The following is a 23,258-nucleotide window of genomic DNA, read 5'->3' as shown; positions in this document are numbered from 1 at the left end:
TGGCGATCAGGAAGACCGAGACGATCGCGACGACGCTGACTCAGTCAGTCTCGTCGCGTGATTGCCGGTTGTGCATGACGCATGCTCCGCTTGCTGAGATGCCCCCGAGTCGAGCTTGGATCGCACCACACGAGTGGGGCAAATGCGCGATCTCAACATGCACGTGTTTGGATGAGATCGTGGCCGAAGGAACGAACGTCCGGCGTGGAACACGAGATCTCGTAGGGTGGGCAAAGCGGCCGCCGTCAGGCGGCAGCGTGCCCACCGTCGGCCGGCATACTAAGCGGTGAGACGGTGGGCACGGCGCCATCTAATAGATCGCATGTAGCGAGCCCGTGCATGCGCCTTTGCCCACCCTACGCAGCACGACTCTTGGTTCGAACCAGCGCAGTGATGACGCAAAACATGTAGTTTATTACGACGCCGCGCGCTGCGCCTCGCCATAGACCCGGGCCAGCAGGGTGCGCGCAGTGTCAGTCGGCTGCAGCGCGGCGACGGTGACCGACGGCTCCGTGCGCGTATCGCGCTTGCCGTGCGAGGTGTGGCGCATCACGCTGGAGAGGCGGCGGGCGATGGCGTGGGCGGAGCGCAGGTCGGTCTCGGCGAACACGACGACGACGGAGCCGTTGTCCTCGTGGGTGCCGAAATCCATCCGCCGCATCAGGCGGCTGATGATGCGGGCGCCGTCATATTGCGCGCGCGGGTTGACAGGGTCGAAGGCGAACCGAGCTACCGCGAGGCTGCCGCCGCTCTTCTGCGTCTGGCTGACCGCGGTGGCGAAGTCGCGCGCGAAGGCGTTGCGGGTGAGCAGGCCGGTCTGCGGGTCGAGCATGCCGCCGGCTTCGATGGCGCGCAGCGTGCGGTTGAGGCGGGCTTCGAAGGCGTGCAGGCGGATCAACGGCAGCGCGCTGGCCGCGATGTGCGCGGGAGCGCCGGCGATGATCTCGAGATTGGCGAGTTCCTGCAGCGGCGCCGGCTGGTTGGCAGTGACGACAACGGCAAGGTTGCGGAAGCGGGTGTCCTCGGCGAGCACCGCGAGGAACGCGTCGACCACGCGCGGCGAAAACCCTTCGCCGAGCACGATGCCGTCGATGTCGCGGCTCGACAGATGCTTGGCGGCGGCTTCGATGCTCAGCGCGCCGACGACCGCCATGCGTTCGCCGAGCGCGACCGACAGGCCGGGCAGGGAGCTGCCGCGGCCGAGCAGCAGCACGGTCGCGTCATCCAGCGGATCTGTTTCCGGCAGGGTGGCGTCGGGTGCCTTCTTCTCATCGAGACGGCGCAGCACGGTGGTGTGCAGCGTGCGGACACGCAGCGCCGCGCGCAGCCGCGCCAGCAGCCGCTCGTGATTGTCGCTGCCATGCAAGGGAATGGCGTGGTCGGGCAGGACAGCGCCACCGGGCGCGATGGCGATCAGCGGCACGTAGGGCTTGCGCGCACCGACATGACGCGAGACCGCCGCCAGCTCGGTTGCATCAGCATCCTCGACGACGGCGACGACCGCGGCCGGCTGAACCCGGGACATCGTGCTGATCGCATCAGCCCAGCGCGTCTCGACGGAGGGGAGAATTTGCGCCACCGCGAGGGCCGCACTCAGCGAAGGCCGTGTGGACGAGGAGACGATGAGAAGCGGGCCTTGTGGGGACATCCAGGAAACTCAGGATACGCTGGGCGATACGTCGCGATCCTAGGTCCCTCCCGTTAACGCAGCGTCAACACTGTTCCAAACATGACGGTTCCGTAGTGGTCCGGACGGCAGGATCAGCCGCCCGGGCCGGCGCGGTCGCGGAAGGCCTCGACCATCAGCGGATTGAGTCCGAGCTCGGCGAGCGCTTCCCGCGCGCGCGCATTGTCCATCGCGCGGCCCGCGAGGCGGTGACCGCTGAGACGGTCGGGCAGAGCGGTCAGCAGCGCGCCCTGGCCAAGCCGCCGCGACCATTCGTGCAGGTCCTGCGCAAGGAAGCGGTAGCCGCCGACGGCCATCACGCCGGCCGGCGGCGCCGTGATCGAGATCGTGTCCTGGGCACGGTCGAGGCGCACGGCATACTCGGTGTCGACGTAGTCGCGCGGCGCTGCCGGCATCAGCGAGTCGCTCGGCGGCGGCGGAGGAGCGTAGGCGGCGAGCACGACCATCGGCCCCCGCAGCCCGAGCGTGCCCTTCGGCGTCACCAGGATCTCGCCGGCGATCGATGAGCCCGGCTGTTCGCGCGGCGCGCCCTGGCGGCCTGGTTTGACCGGCCCGGGACTGCCATCGGCCGCGGTGCGGCGAACGGCGAACAGTCCGGCTTCGCCGAACAGATAGACGTCGGTCATCTCGATGTCGCGCGTCTTCCACGATGCGCTCGACGCCACCTGCTCGGGCGCGCGCCACATGCCGAGCACGTAACGCAGGTTCGGCAGCCGCGAGGCGAGGTCGCCCTCGTCGAGACGCAAGGCGAGTTGGGCCGGCGCGATCAGCGTATCGCAGGCCAGCTCCGCGAGCTGCTGTTCCAGCGCGTCGGCGTCGAACGGGTGATGCAGCGCAAGGGTGCCGCCGGACAACAGCCATGTCACGACCGAAGCGGCAAGGCCGGCGAATGACGACGGCAGGAAGGCCGACATCATGTTCACGCCCTGCGGCAGATCGCTCTCGAGCGAGACGGCGAGCCCCCCGGCGATCAGGCTCAAATGGGTGCGCGGGACGGCGCGGAAGCCGTCGGCGGTCACGTCGAACGAGACGATCGCGGCCTTGCGGCCGTCCGGCATCAGCCCGCGCGTCGAGCGCGAAGGTTTCGCGATCGACTGGTCGAGCGAATACATCCCCTCGGGCAGGTCGGAGCCGAAGCCGCAGACGTGGCGGATCGAGAACGCCTCCGCCGCCGCATTCATCGCGAGATCGGAGTGAATCACGCCGTCGATCTTCGACATCGTGACGATGGCGCGCGCGCTGGTGCGGTTCAGCGCCGCCACGAGCTCCGACTGACGCCACAGCAGTGGGAACACGGCGACGACGAGGCCGGCGCGATGCGCGGCCAACACCGTCAGCACGAACTCGATCGTGTTGGGCAGCTGGACCGCGATCACCGAATGGGCGGGCAGGCCGGCGTCGATGAAATGCGCCGCCAGCGCCGAGATCACGCGATCGGCTTCGGCATAGGTCAGGCGCATCGGCGGCCGCCCGGTGACGCGCTGCTTGTTGATGGGATCGACCAGCGCGACCGCATCCGGCTTGCGCGCCAGGATGCGTTGAAACAACGCGTCGAGCGTCGGCGACGTATTGGCCTGATTCACCTGTTGCCCCGTACTTTCACGGACCCGGCCACGACCAATTGCCCCGATTGGTCACTTCCGTGCCGGCTCCGGCCGCTGCCACCAGCTCTCCGGGAGCGCTCCCGTCAAAGCCGTCCTCTTTGGCCGTTCTATACGATTCCACCGCGCGATCCATTCCTCGGCGGCATTGAGCACTGGAATAGCGTAGAACCCCGCCATCAGAGTACGGTCCAATGCGCGAACCGTCGAGATAAATTCCGGCCTGTCGCGGGCGCGCAACAGCGCCGCGATCATGGCGTCGATCGCCGGATCCCTGGCCCCCATGTAGTTGCGGGTTCCGGTGCGGTCGGCGGCCTCGCTGCCCCAATAGAACGCCTGCTCGTTGCCGGGGGATAGCGACTGGTCCCAGCGATTCTGGATCATGTCGAACTCGAAGCTCAGGCGGCGCTGGTCGAACTGCACGGGATCGACCACCCTGATCGAGGCATTGATGCCGGCCCGCTTGAGACTGCCGGCGTAAGCCAGTGCGATGCGCTCCTGATCGCGCGTCGTGACCAGGATCTCGAAGGCGAGGGGGGCCCGCGTGGTCCGATGCCGCAATACCGTCCCGTCGAGGCCATATCCGGCCTCGTTAAGCAGATCGAGCGCCGCCTTCAGCGTTGCGCGGTCGCGGCCGGATCCGTCGGTGATCGGCAACCGGTAGCTGCCGTCCATGATGTCGGCGGGGATCTGCGTGGCGTAGGGCTTCAACAGCTCAAGCTCGGTCGCGTCGGCCGGACGTCCATAGGCGGACAGCTCCGAGCCGGCGAAATAGCCGCCGCTGCGGCGGTACAGCCCGAAGAAGTAGTTGCGGTTGATCCATTCGAAATCGAACAGCAGCGTCAGCGCACGGCGCACCTTCACGTCGGCGAACACCGGCCGCCGCGTGTTGAACACCAGGAACTGCGAGGGCTGCGGCATCCCCGAGGTGAAGCTGTCGCGGATGACCTCGCCATTGCGTGCGGCCGGGAAGTCATAGCCGTCGTGCCAGCGCAGCGGCTCGGTCTCGACGCGGAAGTCGTACAGCCCGCGCTTGAAGGCTTCGAACTGTCCGTTGGACTCGCGGTAGTAGTCGAGCCTGACCTCGTCGAAGTTCCACAATCCGCGGTTGACCGGCAGGTCGCGTCCCCAATAGTCCGGATTGCGGGTGAGGGTGACACTGGATCCCGGCTGCACCGCGGTGACCCGATATGGGCCTGACCCGAGCGGCGCGGTCATCGTCGTGTCCTCGAAGCTCGGCACGTCCGTCGTGTGCTTCGCCAGAATCGGCATCAGGCCGAGGATCAGCGGCAGCTCGCGGTCTTCCGTTCCACCGAAATCGAACCGGATGGTCAGCGGGTCGAGCACGTCGGCCCTGGCCACCTTGCCGTAGAACTGCCGGTGGTTGGGGCGGCCGTGATCGCGCAGCAGCTCAAAGGAGAACGCCACGTCCTCGGCGAGCACGGGGCTGCCGTCGGAGAAGCGGGCACGCGGGTCGAGCCGGAAGGTGACATAGGTCCTGTTCTCGTCGGTCTCGACGGATTTCGCGAGCAGGCCATACAGCGTGAACGGCTCGTCGTTGCCGCGGGTGAGCAGGCTCTCGACCACATAGCTGCGGATTTGCTGCACCGCGAGACCGCGGACGATGAACGGATTCAGGCTATCGAAGGTGCCGAGCAGTCCCCAGACCAGACGGCCGCCCTTGGGCGCGTCGGGATTCGCATAGGGCATGTGGTCGAAGTCGGCCGGCAAGGCCGGGAGACCGTGCATGGCGATCGCCGCAGTCTCTGCCGCGTTCGCCGTGGGGGTGTAGACCGCGGGCAACAATGCCAGGACCACGGCGACCCATCCCGCGGCCGCGCTGAACATGCGCTGCAGCATCAGGATCGGGGCGCAAGCATTTGATTCGGAACAGGTCACAAGGGGCTTTTACCACAGGCTCGCCAGCGCTAGACCGCGGCTTCGACATGGTCTCGCGGCATTGATTCTTCCGCGCACCGCGTTAAGAAGGCGGGCGATTGAGTTAGGGCGGCAACGCCTGTCACTTAACCGCCTCATTTCCTGAGGAGACAGCCGCTTCAACGGCTTGGTGTGGCGCCTTTGGCGGTCTCGGGCGCTGCCGTTCAGAAAGGGTTTTCCGCAATGAATTTCCGTGACTTGGCCTCGTCGGTTGGGCCGCGTGGGCGGCTTGTCGCGCTGCTCGCGGTCACCGCGCTGGCCGTTTCCTTCGCTCCTTCGGTTGCGCAGGCTCAAGCGCCGAAGGCGAAGGCTCCGGCTGCCGCTCCCAAGGCTCCCGCGCCGGCCGCCCAGGCCCCTGCCATTCCTCCCGCCGGCGGCCAGCCTCAGGCCCAGGCTCAGCAGGAGATGCCGCAGCTGATCTACGCGCCGTGGACCAAGTTCTGCCTGAAGGGGCAGGATGCCAACGCCAAGCAGGTCTGCTTCATCGGCAAGGACGGCCGCATCGAATCCGGTCAGCCTGTGGTTGCAGCCGTCATCATCGAGCCCGAAGGCGAGCCGAAGAAGATCCTGCGTGTGACCTTGCCGCTCGGCATGCAGCTCCAGCCCGGAACCCGCATCGTCATCGACAATAACCAGTTCATGGAAGGAAAGTACGTCATCTGCTTCCAGAACGGCTGCATGTCGGACTACGAAGCGACGCCCGAATTCGTGAACAGCCTCAAGAAGGGCCAGACCCTCTACGTCCAGGCGATCAACTCGAACGGCACCGCGCTGACGCTGCCGCTGCCGCTGCAGGAAGGCAACAGCAGCTTCGCCAAGGCCTATGATGGTCCGCCGACCGACCCGAAGCAGTTCGAAGAGACCCAGAAGAAGCTGCAGGAAGAGCTGCAGAAGCGCGCCGAGGAGCAGCGCAAGAAGCTCGAGCAGACCCAGCCAGGCCAGCCGCAGGCGAAGCAGTAACGCTGGCCGGGCCCGTCCCGCATCATCAAAGGCGCTCCATTCGGAGCGCCTTTTTCATTCTGCGAGCTGATGCGAGGGGGAACTTGCGAGCCGGGACCGAACGATGAGGGGCTTGCGCCGACGGCGCTCAGGCGAAGCTCTCTGGTCGAGCAGGTCAGTTCATCAGCGGATTGCGCGGACGATAGCCGCCCGATTTGTCCTTGATGAAGATCTCCGCAACCTGGGAATGGCGGATCGGCTCGCCGGACTCGTCGGGAACCAGGTTCTGCTCGGAAACATAGGCGACGTATTCGGATTCAGCGTTCTCGGCCAGCAGGTGATAGAATGGCTGGTCCTTATGCGGACGGACCTCCTCGGGAATCGACAGCCACCATTCCTCGGTGTTGTTGAACTCCGGATCGATGTCGAAAATCACGCCCCGGAACGAGAACACCCGATGCCGGACGATCTGGCCGATCTGAAACTTGGCAGTTCGTGCTTTGATCATTCCAGTCGAATAGACCAGGACGGGGAGCGATGCTAGTGCCCCGCGGGCGGATTTAATCTAGACCAATCCGAGTCGCGTCAAGCCGCGACGCCCCCGCATTCCAGGCCCTTCCCAGGCTCCCTCAGGGGGCCATCTTCCGAGCCCATGTTCGACATTCTCAATCTGGCCCTGCCTTATTTCGGCGTCGTTTTCATAGGCTTCGCCTGCGGTAAGTGGAGGAGGCTGCCCGAAGCCGGGCTCGCCTGGATGAACTTCTTCCTGCTCTACGTCTCGCTGCCCGCCTTGATGTTCAACCTCATCGCGCGGACACCGTTCACCGAGTTGAGCAACCCTCCCTTCCTGGTTGCAACGACGCTCGCCACCATGCTCACCTTCGCCCTGGCGCTCGTGCTCGGCAAGGCCATCGGGCGGCTGTCGCTCCGCGAGGCGACCATGGCCGGGCTCGCGGGTGGCTACGGCAATATCGGCTATATGGGGCCTGGGCTGGCGCTGGCCGTGCTCGGGACCAAGGCGGCGGCGCCGACCGCGCTGATCTTCTGCTGCGACAGCATCTTCCTGTTCTCGATCGTGCCGCTGCTCGTCGAGCTGACCGAGCGCGATCATGCCTCGGTGGTGCACGCGATGCGCACCGTGCTGCGCCAGATCCTGCAGAACCCGCTGATCATGGCCACCGCCGCCGGCATCCTGGCGGCCGCGTTCCAGTTGCATCCGCCGACCGTTCTCGACCGCACCCTGCAGTTCCTGCAGAACGCCGCTGCGCCGACGGCGCTGTTCGCGCTCGGCGTGACCGTGGCGCTGCGCCCGTTCGAGCGGCTGCCCTGGGAGGTGCCGGTCCTGGCCGTGGTGAAGCTCGTCGTTCACCCGCTGCTGTCGTTCGGGCTGATGCTGCTGTTCGGGCCGTTCGCGCAGCCCTGGGCGGCGACCGCGGTGCTGATGGCGGCGCTGCCGCCGGCGCTCAATGTGTTCGTGATCGCGCGCCAGCACGACAGCTGGATCGAGCCGGCCTCATCGGCGGTGCTGATCGGCACCTTCGCCTCGGTGATCACCCTGACCAGCGTGATGTGGCTGATCCAGACTGGCCGGCTGGCGTTTCCCTGACGGTACTCAACCGGCCCTGCGCGTGGCTCTCCATGACGGCGCTAGGCCCTCGCGCATCGCGAGCCGCCGCAGCGGACCGATGCCGCTGATCAGATGCATGCCGACGGCGCGCAGCGACTGCATCGGCAGGAGATCGCTGAGCAGCGAGCGGTTGGCGACGTCGATGGCGAAGGTGCGGCTCAGGATATCGGCGCGGCGCGCCGCACCATAGCGCGCGAGCACCTGCGGCGCACCGGGATCCTCGCCGGCCGCATGCGCCTTGCGCACGACATCGGCGATGTCGATGCCGTCGCGCAGGCCGAGGTTCAGTCCCTGCGCACCGATCGGCGGCACCACATGCGCGGCTTCGCCGACCAGGGCGATCCGGTTTTGCGCGTAGCTCAAGGGCCGCTCGATCGCGAGCGGAAACACATGGCGGCCCGGCTCGACGCGCACACGACCGAAGATCGAATGCGACTGCCGCTCGGCGGCGGCGGACAGGGCGTCGTCGTCGAGCGCGAACAGCCGGTCGGCCTCCTTCGGAGCTGCGACCCAGACGACGCTGCAGCGGTCGCCCGGCAGCGGCACGAACACGCAGGGTCCCTGCGGCGTGTGGAATTCCGTCGACACGTTGAAATGCGGCCGGGCATGGGTGATGTTGAAGGTCAGCGCCGACTGTTGCAGCGTGCGCCGGCTCACGCCGATGCCGGCGGCCTCGCGGCACGGTGAATGCCGGCCGTCGGCGCCGACCACGAGCCGCGCCGTCAGCACGCGGCCCGATGCGCTGGTGACGGTCACCGCATCGGCATCGCTACGCACGCTTTCCGCATCCTCGGCGATCCGCACCAGGCCGTCGATCTCGCCGGCGCGTTGTTCCAGCGCCTCGACCAGGACGGCATTGGCGATATTGTAGCCGAACATTTCGAGACCGATCTCGTCGGCGACGAAGCGCACCTCGGGGGCTCGGATCAGCCGGCCGGTATCGTCGACAAGCCGCATCGCCTTGAGGCCGGCGGCGCGGTCACGGCACGCCGACCAGACGCCGATCTCGTCGAGGAAGTCGACCGAGCCGCCGAGCAGGGCGGTGGTGCGGTTGTCGGCATACGGAGCCTGACGGGCCACGAGCGCCGTCCGCGCCCCGGTCTGCGACAGGGCAATGGCGGTGGCGAGCCCGGCGGGTCCGCCGCCGACGACGATGACATCGAAGCTGGCGTCTGTGTTGCTCATGCGGGAACATTTGACGTTCCGGCAGGGCTTTTTCAAGGGTATTGCGTGAGCCTGCGCGGCGCATCGCCGCAACGGCGGATATGCAATTGGCGCCGATTCCTGATAGCACTGGCGCCGCATGGATCAGTTGAGACCAGAGAGCAGGGTCGCCGCAACGCCGGCGCATCGCGCCGCGGCGTTCTCGGTGCACGTCTTCACCGCGCTCGGTGCGGGCGTCGCGCTGCTGGCGATGCTCGAGGCCGTGCGCGAGCATTGGACTACGATGTTCTGGTGGCTCGGCGCCGCGCTCGTCATCGACGGCATCGACGGGCCTCTGGCGCGCCGGCTCGACGTCGTCCATGTGCAGCCGGACTGGTCGGGCGACGTGCTCGATCTGGTGGTGGACTTCACGACCTACGTGTTCGTGCCGGCCTATGCCATCACCGCCAGCGGGATGCTGCTGCCGCTCGCCGCGCCGGTCATCGGCGTCGGCATTGCCGTCACCGGCGCGCTGTATTTCGCAGATCGCCGCATGAAGAGCCACGACAATCATTTTCGCGGGTTTCCGGGACTCTGGAACATCGCGGCATTCTACCTGTTCCTGCTGCATCCCTCGCCATCGTTGGCGACCCTCGGTCTCGCGGTCCTGATCGCGCTGACCTTCGTCCCATTCCATGTCATCCACCCGGTGCGCGTCGAGCGGCTGCGCTGGCTGACGCTGCCGCTGGTCGCGCTCTGGGGCGTCCTGGTCATCGACGTGCTGGGAAACAACTTCGCCGTGGGCTCGATCGTGACGACCTTGTTGTGCGCGATCGCCCTCTACATCGTCGCGAGCGACTCCGCGATCCGCCTGCTGAGATCCTTGAAAGCATGATCGACCTTCTGACCAGTCCCGAAGCGTGGGCCGCGCTGCTCACTCTGACCGCCCTCGAGATCGTTCTCGGCATCGACAACGTCATATTCCTGTCGGTGATCACCTCGCGCATCCCGCAGCCGCAGGCGACACGCGCCCGCCAGATCGGGCTGGCGTTGGCCCTGATCTTCCGCATCCTGCTGCTCAGCGTGCTGGTCTGGCTGATCGGGCTGACGCAGCCGGTGTTCACGATCGGCGGCGTGGGCTTCTCCTGGCGCGACATCATCCTGATCGCCGGCGGCCTGTTCCTGATCGCCAAGGCCACGCACGAGATCCATGCCGAGGTCGAGGCGCGCGAGGAGGAGGAGGGGTCGCAGGGCGGCGGCGCCAACAAGTTCTTCTGGGTGATCCTGCAGATCATCGTCATCGATCTCGTGTTCTCGCTGGACTCGATCATTACCGCGATCGGCATGGCCCAGGATCTCGAGATCATGATCGCCGCCGTCATCATCGCCATGGTCATCATGTACGTGTCCTCGGGACCGGTGGCGCGTTTCGTGGCGAACCATCCGACCACCAAGATGCTGGCGCTCGCCTTCCTGGTGCTGATCGGCGTCGCGCTGGTCGCCGACGGCTTCAAGTTCCACATCCCGCGCGGCTACATCTACTTCGCGATCGTCTTTGCGCTGGCGGTCGAGGCCTTCAACGTGATGGCCTCGCGCAACCGCAGGAAGCGCAACGCCTGACCGGTGCCGAGTTGACAAGGCCGCCGTGATCGCCTTCGCTTTTGCCGCCGGCAGCGCCGGGTGCGCGGCCGGAGGTCGGCTCCTTCAACGGAGCCGGATGTCCGATGAGAATCAGGTAAGTGTCGAAGGTTCTTTCGCCGGATTCCCGGACGCGGCGATGGAGAGTCCGAAGGGGAGATGGCGGGATGGTCAAGGCGGTGCGCGTGCACAAGGTGGGAGGCCCCGAGGCGCTGGTCTATGAGCCGGTCGATCTCGCCGCGCCCGGCCCCGGCGAGGTCCGCATCCGCCAGCACGCGATCGGCCTCAACTTCATTGACGTGTACTATCGCACCGGACTGTACAAGGCGCCCGGCCTGCCGTTCATCGCCGGCAACGAGGCGGCAGGCGAGGTGATCGCCGTGGGGCCCGGCGTCACGCATTTCCATCCCGGCGACCGCGTCGCGTATTATGAGAACCTCGGCGGCTATGCCACCGAGCGCAACATCGCCTGGCAGCGCCTGGTCAAGCTGCCCGACCATATCACCTATGAGCAGGGCGCGGTGCTGATGCTCAAGGGGCTGACGGTCTGGTATCTGCTGCACAAGACCTTCAAGGTCGAGCCGCACCATCGCGTGCTGATCCACGCCGCCGCCGGCGGCATCGGCCTGCTGGCCTGCCAGTGGGCGCGCGCGCTCGGCGCGCACGTCATCGGCACCGTCGGCTCCAAGGCGAAGGCGGATCTCGCGCTGGCCAATGGCTGCGACCACGTCATCCTCTACAACGAGGAGGACTTCGTCGCGCGGGTCAAGCAGATCAGCCGCGGCGAATTGTGCGACGTGGTCTATGACGGCGTCGGCAAGTCGACCTTCCCCGGCTCGTTGTCCTGCCTGAAGCAGCGCGGCCTGTTCGTCAGCTTTGGCAACGCCTCGGGTCCGGTGCCGCCGTTCTCGATCGCCGAACTCAACAGTCATGGCTCTCTGTTCGCGACCCGGCCGAAGCTCAACGACTATATCGGCAAGCGGTCCGAACTGCTGGAGGGCGCCGATACGCTGTTCTCGGCGGTGATCAGCGGCAAGCTGCACGTGCCGATCAATCACGCCTATGCGCTGAAGGATGCGGGTCGGGCGCATGCCGACCTCGAAAGCCGCGCCACGACCGGGGCCTCGATCCTCAAGCCTTAACAGCCGGCCTTAACAGCCGCGCGACCGAGCCCTGTCGCTACACCTCGCCCCGGATCGAAGCGTCGCCGGCTGCCGCGCGACTCCAGAGCACCGCATCGGTCTGCGCTGCCGTCGACGCCTCGATCCGCGCCGGCGCGAGGCTGTCTTGCCCGTCCCGCCAGGCGCGCTCGCGCTCGGGGTCGTCGAGTGCCAGAACGAGACCCTGGTTGAGCTCATACAGGCCAGAGGCGAGCCCCGCAGCGTCGAGCGCCGCCCTGAGCGAATCCTGCACCAGCGCGCGCAGCGCGAGGTGTGGTGCCGAGACCGGCACGTCGACCTCGCGGCCGGCCATGGCCTGTGCGCAGGCGCGCCGGTCGAACGAGGCATGCCCGCGGCAGGCGAGCGGACGCGCGGGATGGATGATGCAGCCGCCGCGTACGAGGAATGGGCAGGGCTGACGCAACTTCATCCGCGCGGTGTCGCTCAATCCGTGCGTCGCGCGGTTGGCGAGCTTGATCCGGCGCGACAGCGAGCCGAGCGCCTTAGCCGGCATGCGCTGGTCGATCTGCCGGACATAGCGCGCGAGCAGGAAGATCTCCGGTGCCGTCGCGGTCACGCGCAATGCGCAACAGGAGGGGCAGCCCTTGGCGCAGGCGAGGGCGGGCAGATGCGCCGTCTGGGCATCGATATTGGCTTCGAACAGATCGAAAGCGCGGTCGGCGAGCGTCTCAGCGCAGTTCTGCGATGCCCTGCACGCTGCCAGCAGCGAGCTGAACGCCCGCTTCAGTTCGGTGAAAGCCGCATCGCTCAATGCTGTCCTCCAAAGACCCGACGATCAAAACGCCGGACGGTCAAAACGCCAGCGACCGCGGCGCACCCGGCGCACCGCGGTCGACAGGGGCAGGGCAGAGAGGACGCTCACTGCCACACCCAGCCCGAAAGCCGATGTCAGGCAATGCCCTTGAGGATCGCCTCGAAACAGGGGCGGGGGATGCGGAAGAAGCCGCGGCCGCCGGCGAAGGTCTGATAATGCGGACGCGCCATGTCGAGCAGGCGCTCATACCATTCATTGGCGGTCAGGCTGGCGGGCTTCTCGCCGATCGAGTTGATGTCCGAGTTCGGGAAGAAGCGAACGTGGATCAGCACCTCTTCGGTTGCGGCCAGGGCGATGTGGCTGCCGCTGTCGTCGACCGGCAACGCCCGAGCCAGATTGTCTCTCGCCATTCTTGCATCTCCTTCTATCGTGCCGACCTCGTTGTCGGCGGATGATCATCAGCTTGGTCCCGGCAAGCCTCTCTCCTCCGAGCTGATCACATCCCGTACAACGCTATATCAGGACAGATATAACGTAAGTCATCGGATCGCAGGTGTTTGGCGCGATCAGGATCGTTGTTCGGGGGGACAGCTGTCCTTGATCCAGGTCAAATGGCGGCGAGCCCGACCTCGGTGTTTGTGCCTTCTGTAGGCAGCCGGCACGCAGGCTTCGCATGTGGCACGGAGCCTGCGTCTTGAACGGCATTCGATCAGGCGACGCAGCGCGCGGCGCCGACCTTGGTCAGGATTCCGTCCAGCGTGTCGATCATCGCCGCGATCTCATCGCGAGTCACATTGAGGGCCGGCATGAAGCGTAGCGCATCCGGACGCGGCGCGTTCAGCAGCAGGCCGAGCTCGAAGGCGTGCGCAACGATCGCCGGCGCGATCGGCCTGATCACGTCGAGCGCAAGCAGCAGACCACGGCCGCGCACTTCGCCCAGGCCGTGCTTTGCCGAGATGCGCTGCAACTCGCTCTCCAGATAGATCCCGTTGTCCGCGACAGCCTTCAGAAACTCCGGCTTCTCGATCACATCGAGCACGGCGAGTCCCGCCGCACACATCAGCGGATTGCCGTTGAAGGTGCCGCCCTGATCGCCATGCTCGAAGCAAGACGCCTCGTCGGTCGCCAGCAGGGCGGCGAGCGGAACGCCGCCGCCGATGCCCTTGCCCAGGGTCATGATGTCCGGGAGGACGTCGGCATGCTCATAGCCGAACAGTTTTCCGGTGCGGCCCATGCCGGTCTGGATCTCGTCGACGATCAGCAGCAGCCCGTGCCTGGTGGTCAGCGCCCGCAACTGCTGCAGGAACTCGTCGGTCGCGGGCCACACGCCGGCCTCGCCCTGGATCGGCTCCAGCATGATCGCCACCGTCTTGTCGGAGATCAGGGCCTCGACCGAGGCGATGTCATTCAGCCGTGCCTTTGGAAAGCCCGGGACCTTGGGCTCGAACAGCGGCTCGAACGCCTTCTTGCCCGAAGCCGACATCGTCGCCAGCGTGCGGCCGTGGAAGCCGCCCTCGAAGGTGATGATCTCGTATGCGCCGTTCTTGCGCAGAGCGCCGTATTTGCGGGCGAGCTTGATGGCGCCTTCATTGGCTTCGGCGCCCGAATTGGTGAAGAACACCTGGTCGAAGCATGAGCGGTCGACCAGCGCCTTAGCGAATTGGAGGCTGGTGTCGTTGAAATAGGCCGGGCTCGGCGTGATCAGGCGTGCCGCCTGGTGGGCGAGCGCGCTGGCCAGCTCCGGCGGCGCGTGGCCGAGCGAGTTCACGGCCCAGCCCTGGACGAAGTCGAGGTAGCGCTTGCCGCCGTTGTCCCATAACCAGGAACCCTTGCCCTGAACGAAGACGGTGCGCGGGCGCGCCGTGATCTCCATCAGAGCGTCGTAGGGATGGGAGGCGGTCAGCATGTGCAATCTCCTATGCTCAGGGGGAAGCGGGGGCCAAAAAGCGAGAAGGCCGCTCCTTTGCGGGAGCGGCCTTCTCGAAAACCTGGAGCTGATGAGCTAGCTGATCAGCAACGTTTTCGGACATGGCGCGCCCCGGCATCGTCACGGCGGTGACGACGGCAAACGGCGGCGCGGCGGTTGGTCCGGTTGAAGATCATGCGGCGGCCATACAGGCAAATCGCAACCGGTGTCAAGATGCCGGCCTGCAGACTGCAACAAGGGCCGCCGCTCCAGGAAGCGGCGAGGGAAGCGCCGCCGGTGCGAAGCCCGCTCGATCCGGTCTCGGGTCTCGCACTTTAGTGACAACTTTACCAAACATTTAGCGGCTGTGTTTACCCTCCCTGGGCAGCTTGAAAATGCAAGCGCTCAGGACGAGCGATGTCGAACCCCCATCTCACGATCGCCGAAGAAGTGCAGGCGGCCATAGCCACCGGCTCAGCCGACCGCTGCTCCGGCGTGGCCGAGCGGGTCGCCTCCCTGTTCGTCGCCTCTGCCGGCAGCCTGGATATCGAGCAGCACGCGCTGTTTGCCGACGTCTTCGAGCGTCTCGTCAATACCATCGAGCTGCGTGCGCTGGCCGACGTCGGGGCCCGGATCGCACTCGCCGAACTCAGCGCCCAGCTTGCTCCGATCCCGCAGGCGCCGGCCGGCGTGATCCGGCGGCTGGCCCATCATGACGACATCGCCGTCGCGGGGCCGGTGCTTTCGGAATCGCCGCGGCTGAGCAGCGAGGATCTGATCGAGATCGCGCAGACGCGCAGCGAGAAGCACCTGATGGCGATCGCCGGGCGCTGGTGGCTGCAGGAGATCGTGACCGACGCGCTGCTCGCGCGACGCTATCCGAGCGTGAGCCGGCAACTCATGAAGAACCCCGGGGCGCGGGTGTCACCCGCCGGATTTGCCGCCATCGTGGCGCAAGCGGCGGGAGACGCGGAGCTCACGGTCGCGGCCGGCATCCGCGCCGATCTGCCGGCAGCCTTGCGCAGGACCCTGTTGCAGCGCGCGACGGAGGCGGTGAGGGTGCGCCTGCTCGCGTCGGCGCCGCCGCATCTCTACGAGGAAATTCGCAGCGCCATTTCATCGGCCACGCTCGACGCCGAGCGCGAGATGTCGCGCAATCGCGACGCGGGCAGTTCCAAGGTGGCAGTCGGCCAGCTGAAGCAGGGCGGCAAACTGACCGAAGCCGCGCTGCTGGAATTTGCCCGCCAGCGGCGTTACGGCGAGACGATCGCGGCCATCGCGGAGCTCGCGAAATGCAGCATCGAGCTGGTGCGGCCGCTGATGCAGAGCCTGCGCAGCGACGGCATTCTCGTGCCGTGCAAGGCCGCTGGACTGAGCTGGGTCACGGTTGCCGCGATCCTCGATAGCCGGTTCGTTTCAGGCGCAACGCCCCCCGACGAGCTGACCAAGCTCAAGAACAAATATCTCGAACTGAAGCAGGACGAGGCGCTTCGCCTGCTGAAGCTCTGGTCGGTTCGTACCACGGGCTCCTCGCACTGAGGACGGCTCGCCCGGGGCCGCAAAGGCGCTTGGGCGACCTGCTGCGGTGCAGCAAGACAACCGAGGGGCGTTCGGCCATATCCACGCACCTTTGATCTTTTAAAATCAGGGGTTGTATCGTATCCTCTCCGCTGCCTGCGGGAGATGCCCCGGTCAGACCGGTCAGGAATGACTCCCGTCGAGGAGATCGTGATGGGTGTCGAGCTTCGTCCGCTGGGCGTGACCTGCAACATCATGTGCCAGTATTGCTACCAGAACCCGCTCCGGGACAGCGGCAGCCTGCGCCCGCGCTATGACATCGATGCGATGCTGGCCGCCCTCGCAGAGGACGATGAGCCGTTCACGTTGTTCGGCGGCGAGCCGCTGCTGCTGCCGCTGCCGGATCTCGAGAGGCTGTGGGCATTCGGACTGGCGCGCTTTGGCCGCAACCGGATCCAGACCAATGGCACGCTCATCACAGACCGCCACATGGAGCTGTTCGCGACCTATGCGGTTCATGTCGGCATTTCCATCGACGGCCCTGACGCTTTGAATGATGTCCGCTGGGCCGGGTCCCTCGACAGGACGCGGGACCTCACCAAGAGCGTCGATCGTGCGATCGCCGGACTGTGCGAGCGGGGCCTGCATCCGAGCCTGATCATCACGATGCATCGGGGCAATGGCCTGCCGCAGCACTGGCCCTCGATGGACAGCTGGCTGCTGGAGATGCAGGCGAGGGGGGTGCGAAATGTCAGGCTGCATGCACTCGAGGTCGACTCGCCCGCCGTGCAGGCGCATTGGGCGATGACCGATCCCGAAACCATCGCGGCGTTTCTGCACTTCTATCGATTCGAGCGCGAGCACCTCACCTCGATGCGCTTCGACATCTTCGACGAGATGCGGGCGCTTCTTCGTGGGCTGGACGACCAGACCGGCTGTGTCTGGCACGGTTGTGATCCGTATACGACCGGCGCGGTGCACGGCATCGAGGGATTTGGCGAGCGCAGCAATTGCGGCCGCACCAACAAGCGCGGGATCGACTTCATCAAGACCGAGGCTGCCGGCTATGAGCGCAGCATTGCCCTGTGGTTCACCCCGCAGCCGGCCGGCGGCTGCCGCGACTGCCGCTTCTTCGCGATGTGCAAGGGCCAATGCCCGGGAACCTCGATCGACGGCGATTGGCGCAACCGCAGTGCGCAATGCGCGCTCTGGACCGCGCTGTTTGTCCAGATCGAGGAAGACCTGCTCGCTGCAGGCGAAACGCCGTTGTCCTGCGATCCTCGTCGCGCCGAGATCGAGCACAGGCTCATCAAGTCGATGATGGACGGCCGGGTCCCGTTGCTGACGGAGATCATGGACGATTTGAGTGGATCGCCGCCTGTGGCGGTTTGAGATCCAGGACGTTTGCGAAAGAGAATTTGGCCGATCAAATGTCCGAGCATGCCGCGATCCTCCCTCCGATCCGCCCGCCATTCGTTCGCATCGGCTGGGTCTCGGAGGCTGCGAGAAAGGTGTGGGAGCCGCGCTTCGAGCTGATCAGGACGGAATGGAAAGTGTTGCGTTGGCGGGCGGTCGCGGCCGGTTTGAGCCGGGCATCGATCAGCACCGTCAACCCCGAAGCTCTCGACGAGATGGCGCTGCAGGTCGAACGCGCAGGGCTCGCGCTCATACCAGTCCGACTAGCGGTCGAGGCGGTCCCGAAATTGCCGTCGTCGCAGACGCGGGCAAGACTGCCGCTCGAAGTCACCATCGCTGTCGTCCGTGCTCGCGACACGGATGAGTTCGAAGCCGACTGGCAGCGCGATCCGGCACGCACATTGCGGGACTGGGCAGGGTGTCCCCATTGTTGCGCCGAGGCGCTGCGCCGCCGCGAGCGCCGGCCGCTGGATCCGGTCTGGGCGAGCGCGCTGTTCGAGAGAACCGAAGCGTCGGGACATCGGCGGATCGAGCTGCCGTCGCGGCCGGCGACGAACATGCTCTGGCGGTCAATTGATCTCTGCATCATCCCGCACTGGCCTTGCCGGCTCGATTGCCCGGCAAGCGCCGCGCTCGCGGCGAACATGCTCGCATTCGGCCGAGCGCATTGCGGGCAGACGACGGAGTGGCTGCTCGATGTCCTGACATGGCCGGCCGAGTGGTCGATGATGCACGGCATCGCCGAGCTGCACGCGCCGGTCTGCCGGATCACGGCATCGACCTCCTACAGCAGCGCACGCCGCGAAATTATCTATCATGGCGCGACCTGGCCCGTTGAAGGCGCGAGCGGCTTGCGCTTCCCGTATCGGGCACCATCGCGCGAACGCTGGACGGGGTCGAAGAGCTTTCGTGGGGGAACGCTGACGACAGGGTAGGCGGTCCTACTTCCCTAGCCCGAGTGAAAATACAATCTCCGCGAGTTGTGATGTATCTACTGCCGCAAAAGTGTTATATGCTCCGCTTTGCGTTGATTGACCACCTTCATTGCCAAGAGCGATTATCGGGAGACTCCAAGATGTCTTACATGGACAAGAAGATTCAAATCACTGCGGACCTTGCGAAAGTGAAGGCTGCGGCGGCCCAGCTGAAGAGCCAGGCCAATGCCGCGGACGAGCTCCAGAAGGATCCGCAGGGATATCTCGCCCAAGTCGGCATCGAGATCGATTCGAACACGGCCGATCTGATCAAGGATCGCCTGTCGGGCCAGAAGGCGACCGCCGCGCCTGCTTCGGTCATTCACGTCGACGTCTGACCGCGATCTCAAGCCGGCCGGACAATGTCTGCATTGCCCGGCCGGAAACGTGCTGCAGCTCCGACCTCCGTCAAAGTCAGTTCCTGCCCCTGGGAGCAGCTGGACATGCATTCGCGTGACCGGGTGACGAAACCGACTGAGCTTGTCTTCAATATCAGTTACCGCTGTCCGCTGAAGTGCAGCCATTGCTGCTTTTCGTCGGATATGACTCAGCTCGACGTGCTGCCGCAGGACCTGATGATCGCAGCGATCGATGATGCAGCCGTCGCTCACGACATGACGCGGATCAATCTGGTCGGCGGCGATCCATTCCTCCAGCCCGAATTGATGCGCGCTGCGGCATCCCGCGCCAGGTCGTTCGGCCTCTCCACGTCCGCGACCACCAGCGCCTATTGGGCGACATCCGAAGCGAAGGCCGAGCGGATCCTGACTCCACTGGTTGAAGCAGGTCTCGAACGGATCATCATCTCTTTCGACGACATGCATGCCGAATTCTTGGACGGGCGCAATATCGCGCATGCCTACCGGGCTGCCCGTTCGCTCGGATTGGACGTGCTGATTGCCGTCGTGACATCGCCGGGCAGCGTGATCGACCAGTCCCGGATCTTCGATCTTCTCGGTGTCGACCCTGACTCGGATCCGCAGCTGTCGGTGTACGAGACGGCGATCAACTCCACGGGACGCGCCGTCGACGATGTCAGCGCGTCCGACCTCGACGCAAGGCGGCATTCGCCACAGGTCTATCGCGGACCATGTCCCTCGGTGCTGAGGCATTTCTCCGTGGCCCCGAGCGGGAACGTTCTGCCCTGCTGCGGCGTGCTGCCGTTTCATGCCGCGATGAGCGTCGGTGATCTGAACGAGACGCCGATGTCCGAGGCGATGTCCCGCGCCTACATGGACCCGGTGTGGAAGTGGATCGCCTTCGAAGGTCCGATCGCTCTGCTCTGCGAAATCACGGCGGAGACCGAACGACCGCTCGCGGCCAGCGATTTCGACGGCATCTGCACGGCGTGCGACCGTCTGTTCTCAAATCCCGAGCTGCTGCAATTGCTCGACAGCCATTTGCCGCGGAAGCTGCCAACGTTGACGCTGCTCGAGCACATGTTCGAGGCAGTGGGTGTATTTCATTCGGTGCCTCCGCCGTCGTCCGACCTGTCCGCCAAGTTCTGACAGCTTAAGTTCTGAGAGCCATTGCCATGACCATATCCGTTGCGCTGGTTGCAGCGCCGTTCCTGGCCTTGACGCGGCCCGCGCTGGGGATCAGCACGCTCCAGGCGGCCCTCGAGGACCGCGGGATCGACGCACGGCAGTACTATCTCGGTTTTGCGTTTGCCGAGTTGATCGGCGCCGACACCTTCCAGTTCATCGCGGAGCAGGTTCAGACCAGCCTGCTGATCGGTGAATGGGTGTTCGCCGCGACCTTCGAAAACGCTCCTGATCCTGTCGCGGAAGCCCGGCACCGGGAGCGAATGGAAGCCTATTGCGGCAAGCATTGGCCCGCGGTCGTCGCGGCGCGCGATGCGGCGGAGAGGTTCGTCGACCGGTCGGCTCGTCTGCTGATCGCAGACGGCGCCCGCATCGTCGGCTTCTCGTCGACGTTCCAGCAGAATTGCGCGTCTCTCGGCATCGCGCATCGCATCAGGCAGCTCGCGCCGGACACGATCATATGCTTCGGCGGCGCCAACTGCGAGGGGCCGATGGGCGAGGCGCTGCTCGAACGCTTCCCGCAAATCGACTATGTGTTTCGCGGCGAGTCCGACCGGACCTTTCCGGATTTCGTCGAGCGCTTCCTTGCAGGCACCTTGCCTTACAGTGAAAGCACCGACGTGCTGGGCCGCGTGGGCACGAATGGGAGGATCGCGGAGACTCCGCTGCAGAATCTTGACGAGCTTCCCGTCCCCGACTTCACCGACTATTTCGCGGAGCTGAGGCAGGCGTCGTTCTGCGATGATCTGCTCCCCGCGCTGCCGTTCGAGAGCTCGCGCGGCTGCTGGTGGGGCATGAAGCACCACTGCACATTCTGCGGCCTGAACGGCGCGACGATGGCGTTTCGCACCAAGTCGGCCGAGCGCGTGCTGGCCGAGCTCGCAACACTATCCGCGCGCTGGAGCGTCAAGCGCTTCGAGGCGACCGACAACATTCTGAACTTGAAGCATGTCGATGCCGTGTTCGGCCACCTCGCCAACACCGCGCCGTCGCCTTACCGGATCCTCTACGAGATCAAGTCGAACATGCGCCCCGAGCAGCTGCGTACGCTCGCGCGCGGCGGGGTGACCTGGGTTCAGCCGGGCATCGAGCATCTCGACAACGATGTCCTGCGCCTGATGGAAAAGGGCGTGACCGGGCTGCAGAACGTCCGCGTGCTCCGAAGCTGTGCCGAGATCGGACTCCGGCCGATCTGGAACGTGCTGTGCGGCTTCCCGGGCGAGCGGCCTGCGGCCTACGCCAAGATAGCGCGATGGTTTGCGCTGCTGGAGCATCTGCAGCCGCCGACCGGACATTGCCGGATCAGGCTCGACCGCTTCAGCCCGTACTTCAACCACGCGGCCGAGTTCGGGTTTGAAAATGTCGCTCCCGCGCTGGCCTATCAGGCGGTCTATGGCCAGCCGGAAGATGTGCTGACGCGGCTCGCTTATTTCTTCGATGGCACGGCGGCCAACACCGCGTCGGATGATGATCTCGCGCCGCTCGGCGCGGCGATCAAGCTTTGGCGGTCTGCACATGTGGACGGCACCGCAATGCCGATACTGGCGGTGGTCGGATTGGGTCCGTTGTCGATCCTCAAGGACACGCGCCGGATCGCAACCGAGACATGGCGCATCCTCGATCCGATCGAGATCGCCGTGCTGGACGCCTTCCGAGAACCAGTTCGCATCGACGCGACCCTCGGGCGACTGGTCGACCAGGAGACCTCCTGGCCAGAGGTGGAGCAGAGCTACGCCGGCCTGGTCGCCAGCGGGTGCATCCTGGAAGACGAGGACTGCGCGCTGACGCTGGTCACCAGCACCGAAGCCCTCGTCATCGACGACGAATGCCGGCGCGATTTCCCCGGCGGCTGGCTGCGCCCGATCGCCAGGGACGGCTCCGGCGCGTCGTCCGCTCAGCTTCAATTCTGAATCAACAACCGTCGCGGGAGGAGACAATGATCGACTGGTCGCGGGCCGCGGCACCACAGGATGATCTGTATGACGCCTTGCTGGCCTGTCATCTCGCCAGCACGACCACGAACGCTCACCGGCCGGAGCCGTTCGTGCACCGGGTCGCCGGCCATTCGCCGCGCATCTTCGATGGCGCCGTGTCGGTTCGCTACGTGCAGCCGACCGCGCCGGGGGCGCCCGTATTCAGCAACGGTCCGCTGGAGCACCCCAACATCGATGCTGCCGTCGACTACGTGCGGCGCTGGCCGGTCGCCTTCGAACAGATGCGCATGCTCATCGATTCCTTCCATCCGTTGGCGCGTCCCGATGTTGCGGAGAGCGACTATCGCGAGGGCTATGGATCCTACAGCGGCTCGACCGACGACCGGCTGGGCACGCTGTTCGCCACCATCTTCGATCCGATCGGCCTGGCCCAGGCGTTCGTGCACGAGATGGGACACAACAAGCTTCGCGCGCTCGGCATCAATCTGGAATCCGCGGATCGGCTGGTGTTGAATCCGGCGGACGAGTTGTATGTCAGCCCCGTCATCAAGGATCGTTTGCGCCCGATGACCGCGGTGCTGCACGCGGAATATTCGTTTGCCTACATCACGGCGCTCGACATCGTGCTGATCGAGACCGAGCCGGATGAAGAGCGGCGCCAATTGCTGTTTCGCCTGCTGCGGCGCAATCTCGCCCGCATTGAGGAGGGGGTCGACGAGATCCGGCGGTACATCCGCGTCGACCGGGACGGAGAGGCGTTCGTTGCCGGCCTCTACGCCTGGATCGACGCGTTGATCGCGCGAGGCCGGCAGTTGCTCGAGACCCGCGAGGCGGCGGCGGTGCACTGAGGAGGCCGTCGTTGGACCTGTCAACGTGGCGAGCGCTGATGTCCGGCGAACGGCCCGCGCCGGATTGGCTTGCGGCCGACAACGGCTTCGCGTCCGTCTGCGGAATGCGAGAGGCTCACGCTCCCATCGCCGCGGCCGTAAGAACGGTCACGGCCGGGGCGCGCTACAACATCATCGATCTCGGATGCGGCAATGGGGCGCTGTTGGCCGCGAGTTGCGAAGGGACGCCTGATCTGCAGCCGCTTGGAATCGAGCGAGATTCACGAAAGCTCGTCCATGCGCGAGCGATGTTCGGACGAGCGGTTTCGCACTGGCCGAGTTGCGACATGTTCGCTTGCCCCGCACCTCTTGAGACGGCCGCTGATCGGAGCGTCGTTTTGATCATGCCCGGACGGTTGCTCGAAGCGGGCGCCGACAGGGCTGCCACACTGTGTCGGTGGCTTCGCAGCCACGCCGACATCATCCTCTGCTACGCCTATCCCGATTGGATCGCGCGCTACGGCAATCTTGATGAACTCGGCAGACACGCCGGCTTTGCATCATTGGAAAGCGTAGGACCCGACCGGACGATTGCGATCGGCCGGCTTCCCTGAATTGCCGTTGACCCGCG

At 65.7% G+C, this 23,258-nt stretch carries 21 protein-coding genes; 13 read left to right on the top strand and 8 right to left on the bottom strand.

The features are described 5' to 3' along the window. Nucleotides 1-415: 415 nt before the first annotated feature. The 3 genes from QX128_RS01550 to QX128_RS01540 form a co-directional block, all read right to left on the bottom strand. The gene (locus QX128_RS01550; RefSeq protein ID WP_316236510.1) at nucleotides 416-1,648 is read right to left on the bottom strand and encodes a GGDEF domain-containing protein; all 1,233 of its coding nucleotides are present in this window, start codon (nucleotides 1,646-1,648) and stop codon (nucleotides 416-418) included. Nucleotides 1,649-1,761: 113 nt separating this feature from the next. Further along, nucleotides 1,762-3,270, bottom strand: a complete 1,509-nt coding sequence (locus tag QX128_RS01545; RefSeq protein WP_316236509.1) for a class I adenylate-forming enzyme family protein — start codon at nucleotides 3,268-3,270, stop codon at nucleotides 1,762-1,764. A 51-nt stretch (nucleotides 3,271-3,321) separates the two neighbouring features. Continuing rightward, nucleotides 3,322-5,148 (bottom strand): extracellular solute-binding protein, encoded by a 1,827-nt coding sequence (locus tag QX128_RS01540; protein WP_316236508.1) that lies wholly within the window; start codon nucleotides 5,146-5,148, stop codon nucleotides 3,322-3,324. A 261-nt stretch (nucleotides 5,149-5,409) separates the two neighbouring features. Here QX128_RS01540 and QX128_RS01535 point away from each other — a divergent pair, with 261 nt between their 5' ends. After that, entirely contained in the window at nucleotides 5,410-6,186 is a 777-nt protein-coding gene (locus QX128_RS01535) for an invasion associated locus B family protein (RefSeq protein WP_315800022.1), read from the top strand. A gap of 154 nt (nucleotides 6,187-6,340) precedes the next feature. Here QX128_RS01535 and hspQ read toward each other — a convergent pair whose 3' ends face one another. After that, nucleotides 6,341-6,673, bottom strand: a complete 333-nt coding sequence (hspQ, locus tag QX128_RS01530; RefSeq protein WP_315711998.1) for a heat shock protein HspQ — start codon at nucleotides 6,671-6,673, stop codon at nucleotides 6,341-6,343. A gap of 144 nt (nucleotides 6,674-6,817) precedes the next feature. Between hspQ and QX128_RS01525 the strand changes: the two genes are divergently transcribed. Further along, nucleotides 6,818-7,771, top strand: a complete 954-nt coding sequence (locus QX128_RS01525; protein ID WP_316236507.1) for an AEC family transporter — start codon at nucleotides 6,818-6,820, stop codon at nucleotides 7,769-7,771. Between the two features lie 6 nt (nucleotides 7,772-7,777). Here the strand turns inward: QX128_RS01525 and QX128_RS01520 are convergent, their stop codons facing one another. Next, on the bottom strand, nucleotides 7,778-8,977 hold the full coding sequence (locus QX128_RS01520) for a UbiH/UbiF family hydroxylase (RefSeq protein ID WP_316236506.1): 1,200 nt from the start codon (nucleotides 8,975-8,977) through the stop codon (nucleotides 7,778-7,780). A gap of 118 nt (nucleotides 8,978-9,095) precedes the next feature. Here QX128_RS01520 and pcsA point away from each other — a divergent pair, with 118 nt between their 5' ends. From pcsA to QX128_RS01505, 3 genes are all read left to right on the top strand, one after another. Continuing rightward, nucleotides 9,096-9,830, top strand: coding sequence for a phosphatidylcholine synthase (gene pcsA / locus QX128_RS01515; protein ID WP_316236505.1), 735 nt, complete (start codon nucleotides 9,096-9,098; stop codon nucleotides 9,828-9,830). Beyond that, nucleotides 9,827-10,555 carry a TerC family protein gene (locus QX128_RS01510; RefSeq protein WP_315800018.1) on the top strand — a complete coding sequence of 243 codons (729 nt, stop codon included), beginning with the start codon at nucleotides 9,827-9,829 and terminating at the stop codon, nucleotides 10,553-10,555. The genes pcsA and QX128_RS01510 overlap by 4 nt, the downstream gene beginning before the upstream one ends. A 185-nt stretch (nucleotides 10,556-10,740) precedes the next feature. Further along, entirely contained in the window at nucleotides 10,741-11,715 is a 975-nt protein-coding gene (locus QX128_RS01505) for a quinone oxidoreductase (RefSeq protein WP_315800017.1), read from the top strand. A 37-nt stretch (nucleotides 11,716-11,752) separates the two neighbouring features. Here the strand turns inward: QX128_RS01505 and QX128_RS01500 are convergent, their stop codons facing one another. The 3 genes from QX128_RS01500 to QX128_RS01490 all read right to left on the bottom strand — a co-directional run bounded on the left by QX128_RS01500 (nucleotide 11,753) and on the right by QX128_RS01490 (nucleotide 14,414). Continuing rightward, nucleotides 11,753-12,505, bottom strand: coding sequence for a YkgJ family cysteine cluster protein (locus QX128_RS01500; RefSeq protein ID WP_316236504.1), 753 nt, complete (start codon nucleotides 12,503-12,505; stop codon nucleotides 11,753-11,755). Between the two features lie 137 nt (nucleotides 12,506-12,642). Then, nucleotides 12,643-12,918, bottom strand: coding sequence for a hypothetical protein (locus QX128_RS01495; protein WP_315800015.1), 276 nt, complete (start codon nucleotides 12,916-12,918; stop codon nucleotides 12,643-12,645). A gap of 299 nt (nucleotides 12,919-13,217) precedes the next feature. Further along, nucleotides 13,218-14,414: an acetylornithine transaminase gene (locus QX128_RS01490; RefSeq protein WP_316236503.1), complete on the bottom strand. Its 1,197-nt coding sequence runs from the start codon at nucleotides 14,412-14,414 to the stop codon at nucleotides 13,218-13,220. A 417-nt stretch (nucleotides 14,415-14,831) separates the two neighbouring features. On the opposite strand from QX128_RS01490, the gene QX128_RS01485 reads away from it, so the two are divergent. The 8 genes from QX128_RS01485 (at nucleotide 14,832) to QX128_RS01450 (ending at nucleotide 23,241) form a co-directional block, all read left to right on the top strand. Further along, nucleotides 14,832-15,953 (top strand): DUF2336 domain-containing protein, encoded by a 1,122-nt coding sequence (locus QX128_RS01485; protein ID WP_316178795.1) that lies wholly within the window; start codon nucleotides 14,832-14,834, stop codon nucleotides 15,951-15,953. Nucleotides 15,954-16,121: 168 nt separating this feature from the next. Further along, on the top strand, nucleotides 16,122-17,324 hold the full coding sequence (locus QX128_RS01480) for a radical SAM protein (protein WP_316215787.1): 1,203 nt from the start codon (nucleotides 16,122-16,124) through the stop codon (nucleotides 17,322-17,324). A gap of 38 nt (nucleotides 17,325-17,362) precedes the next feature. After that, on the top strand, nucleotides 17,363-18,283 hold the full coding sequence (locus tag QX128_RS01475; RefSeq protein ID WP_316215788.1) for a hypothetical protein: 921 nt from the start codon (nucleotides 17,363-17,365) through the stop codon (nucleotides 18,281-18,283). A gap of 140 nt (nucleotides 18,284-18,423) precedes the next feature. Then, on the top strand, nucleotides 18,424-18,660 hold the full coding sequence (locus tag QX128_RS01470) for a hypothetical protein (RefSeq protein ID WP_315800010.1): 237 nt from the start codon (nucleotides 18,424-18,426) through the stop codon (nucleotides 18,658-18,660). 24 nt (nucleotides 18,661-18,684) lie between these two features. Then, the gene (locus tag QX128_RS01465) at nucleotides 18,685-19,830 is read left to right on the top strand and encodes a radical SAM protein (protein ID WP_316236502.1); all 1,146 of its coding nucleotides are present in this window, start codon (nucleotides 18,685-18,687) and stop codon (nucleotides 19,828-19,830) included. Nucleotides 19,831-19,856: 26 nt separating this feature from the next. Further along, the gene (locus QX128_RS01460) at nucleotides 19,857-21,776 is read left to right on the top strand and encodes a RiPP maturation radical SAM C-methyltransferase (RefSeq protein WP_316236501.1); all 1,920 of its coding nucleotides are present in this window, start codon (nucleotides 19,857-19,859) and stop codon (nucleotides 21,774-21,776) included. A gap of 26 nt (nucleotides 21,777-21,802) precedes the next feature. Next, nucleotides 21,803-22,648, top strand: a complete 846-nt coding sequence (locus tag QX128_RS01455; protein ID WP_316178789.1) for an aKG-HExxH-type peptide beta-hydroxylase — start codon at nucleotides 21,803-21,805, stop codon at nucleotides 22,646-22,648. Between the two features lie 11 nt (nucleotides 22,649-22,659). Beyond that, nucleotides 22,660-23,241 carry a hypothetical protein gene (locus tag QX128_RS01450; RefSeq protein WP_316236500.1) on the top strand — a complete coding sequence of 194 codons (582 nt, stop codon included), beginning with the start codon at nucleotides 22,660-22,662 and terminating at the stop codon, nucleotides 23,239-23,241. Nucleotides 23,242-23,258 lie beyond the last annotated feature (17 nt).

This window comes from Bradyrhizobium sp. SZCCHNR1015 (assembly GCF_032489875.1).
Taxonomy (GTDB): Bacteria; Pseudomonadota; Alphaproteobacteria; order Rhizobiales; family Xanthobacteraceae; genus Bradyrhizobium.
This window is presented reverse-complemented; position numbering and strand designations above follow the sequence as displayed.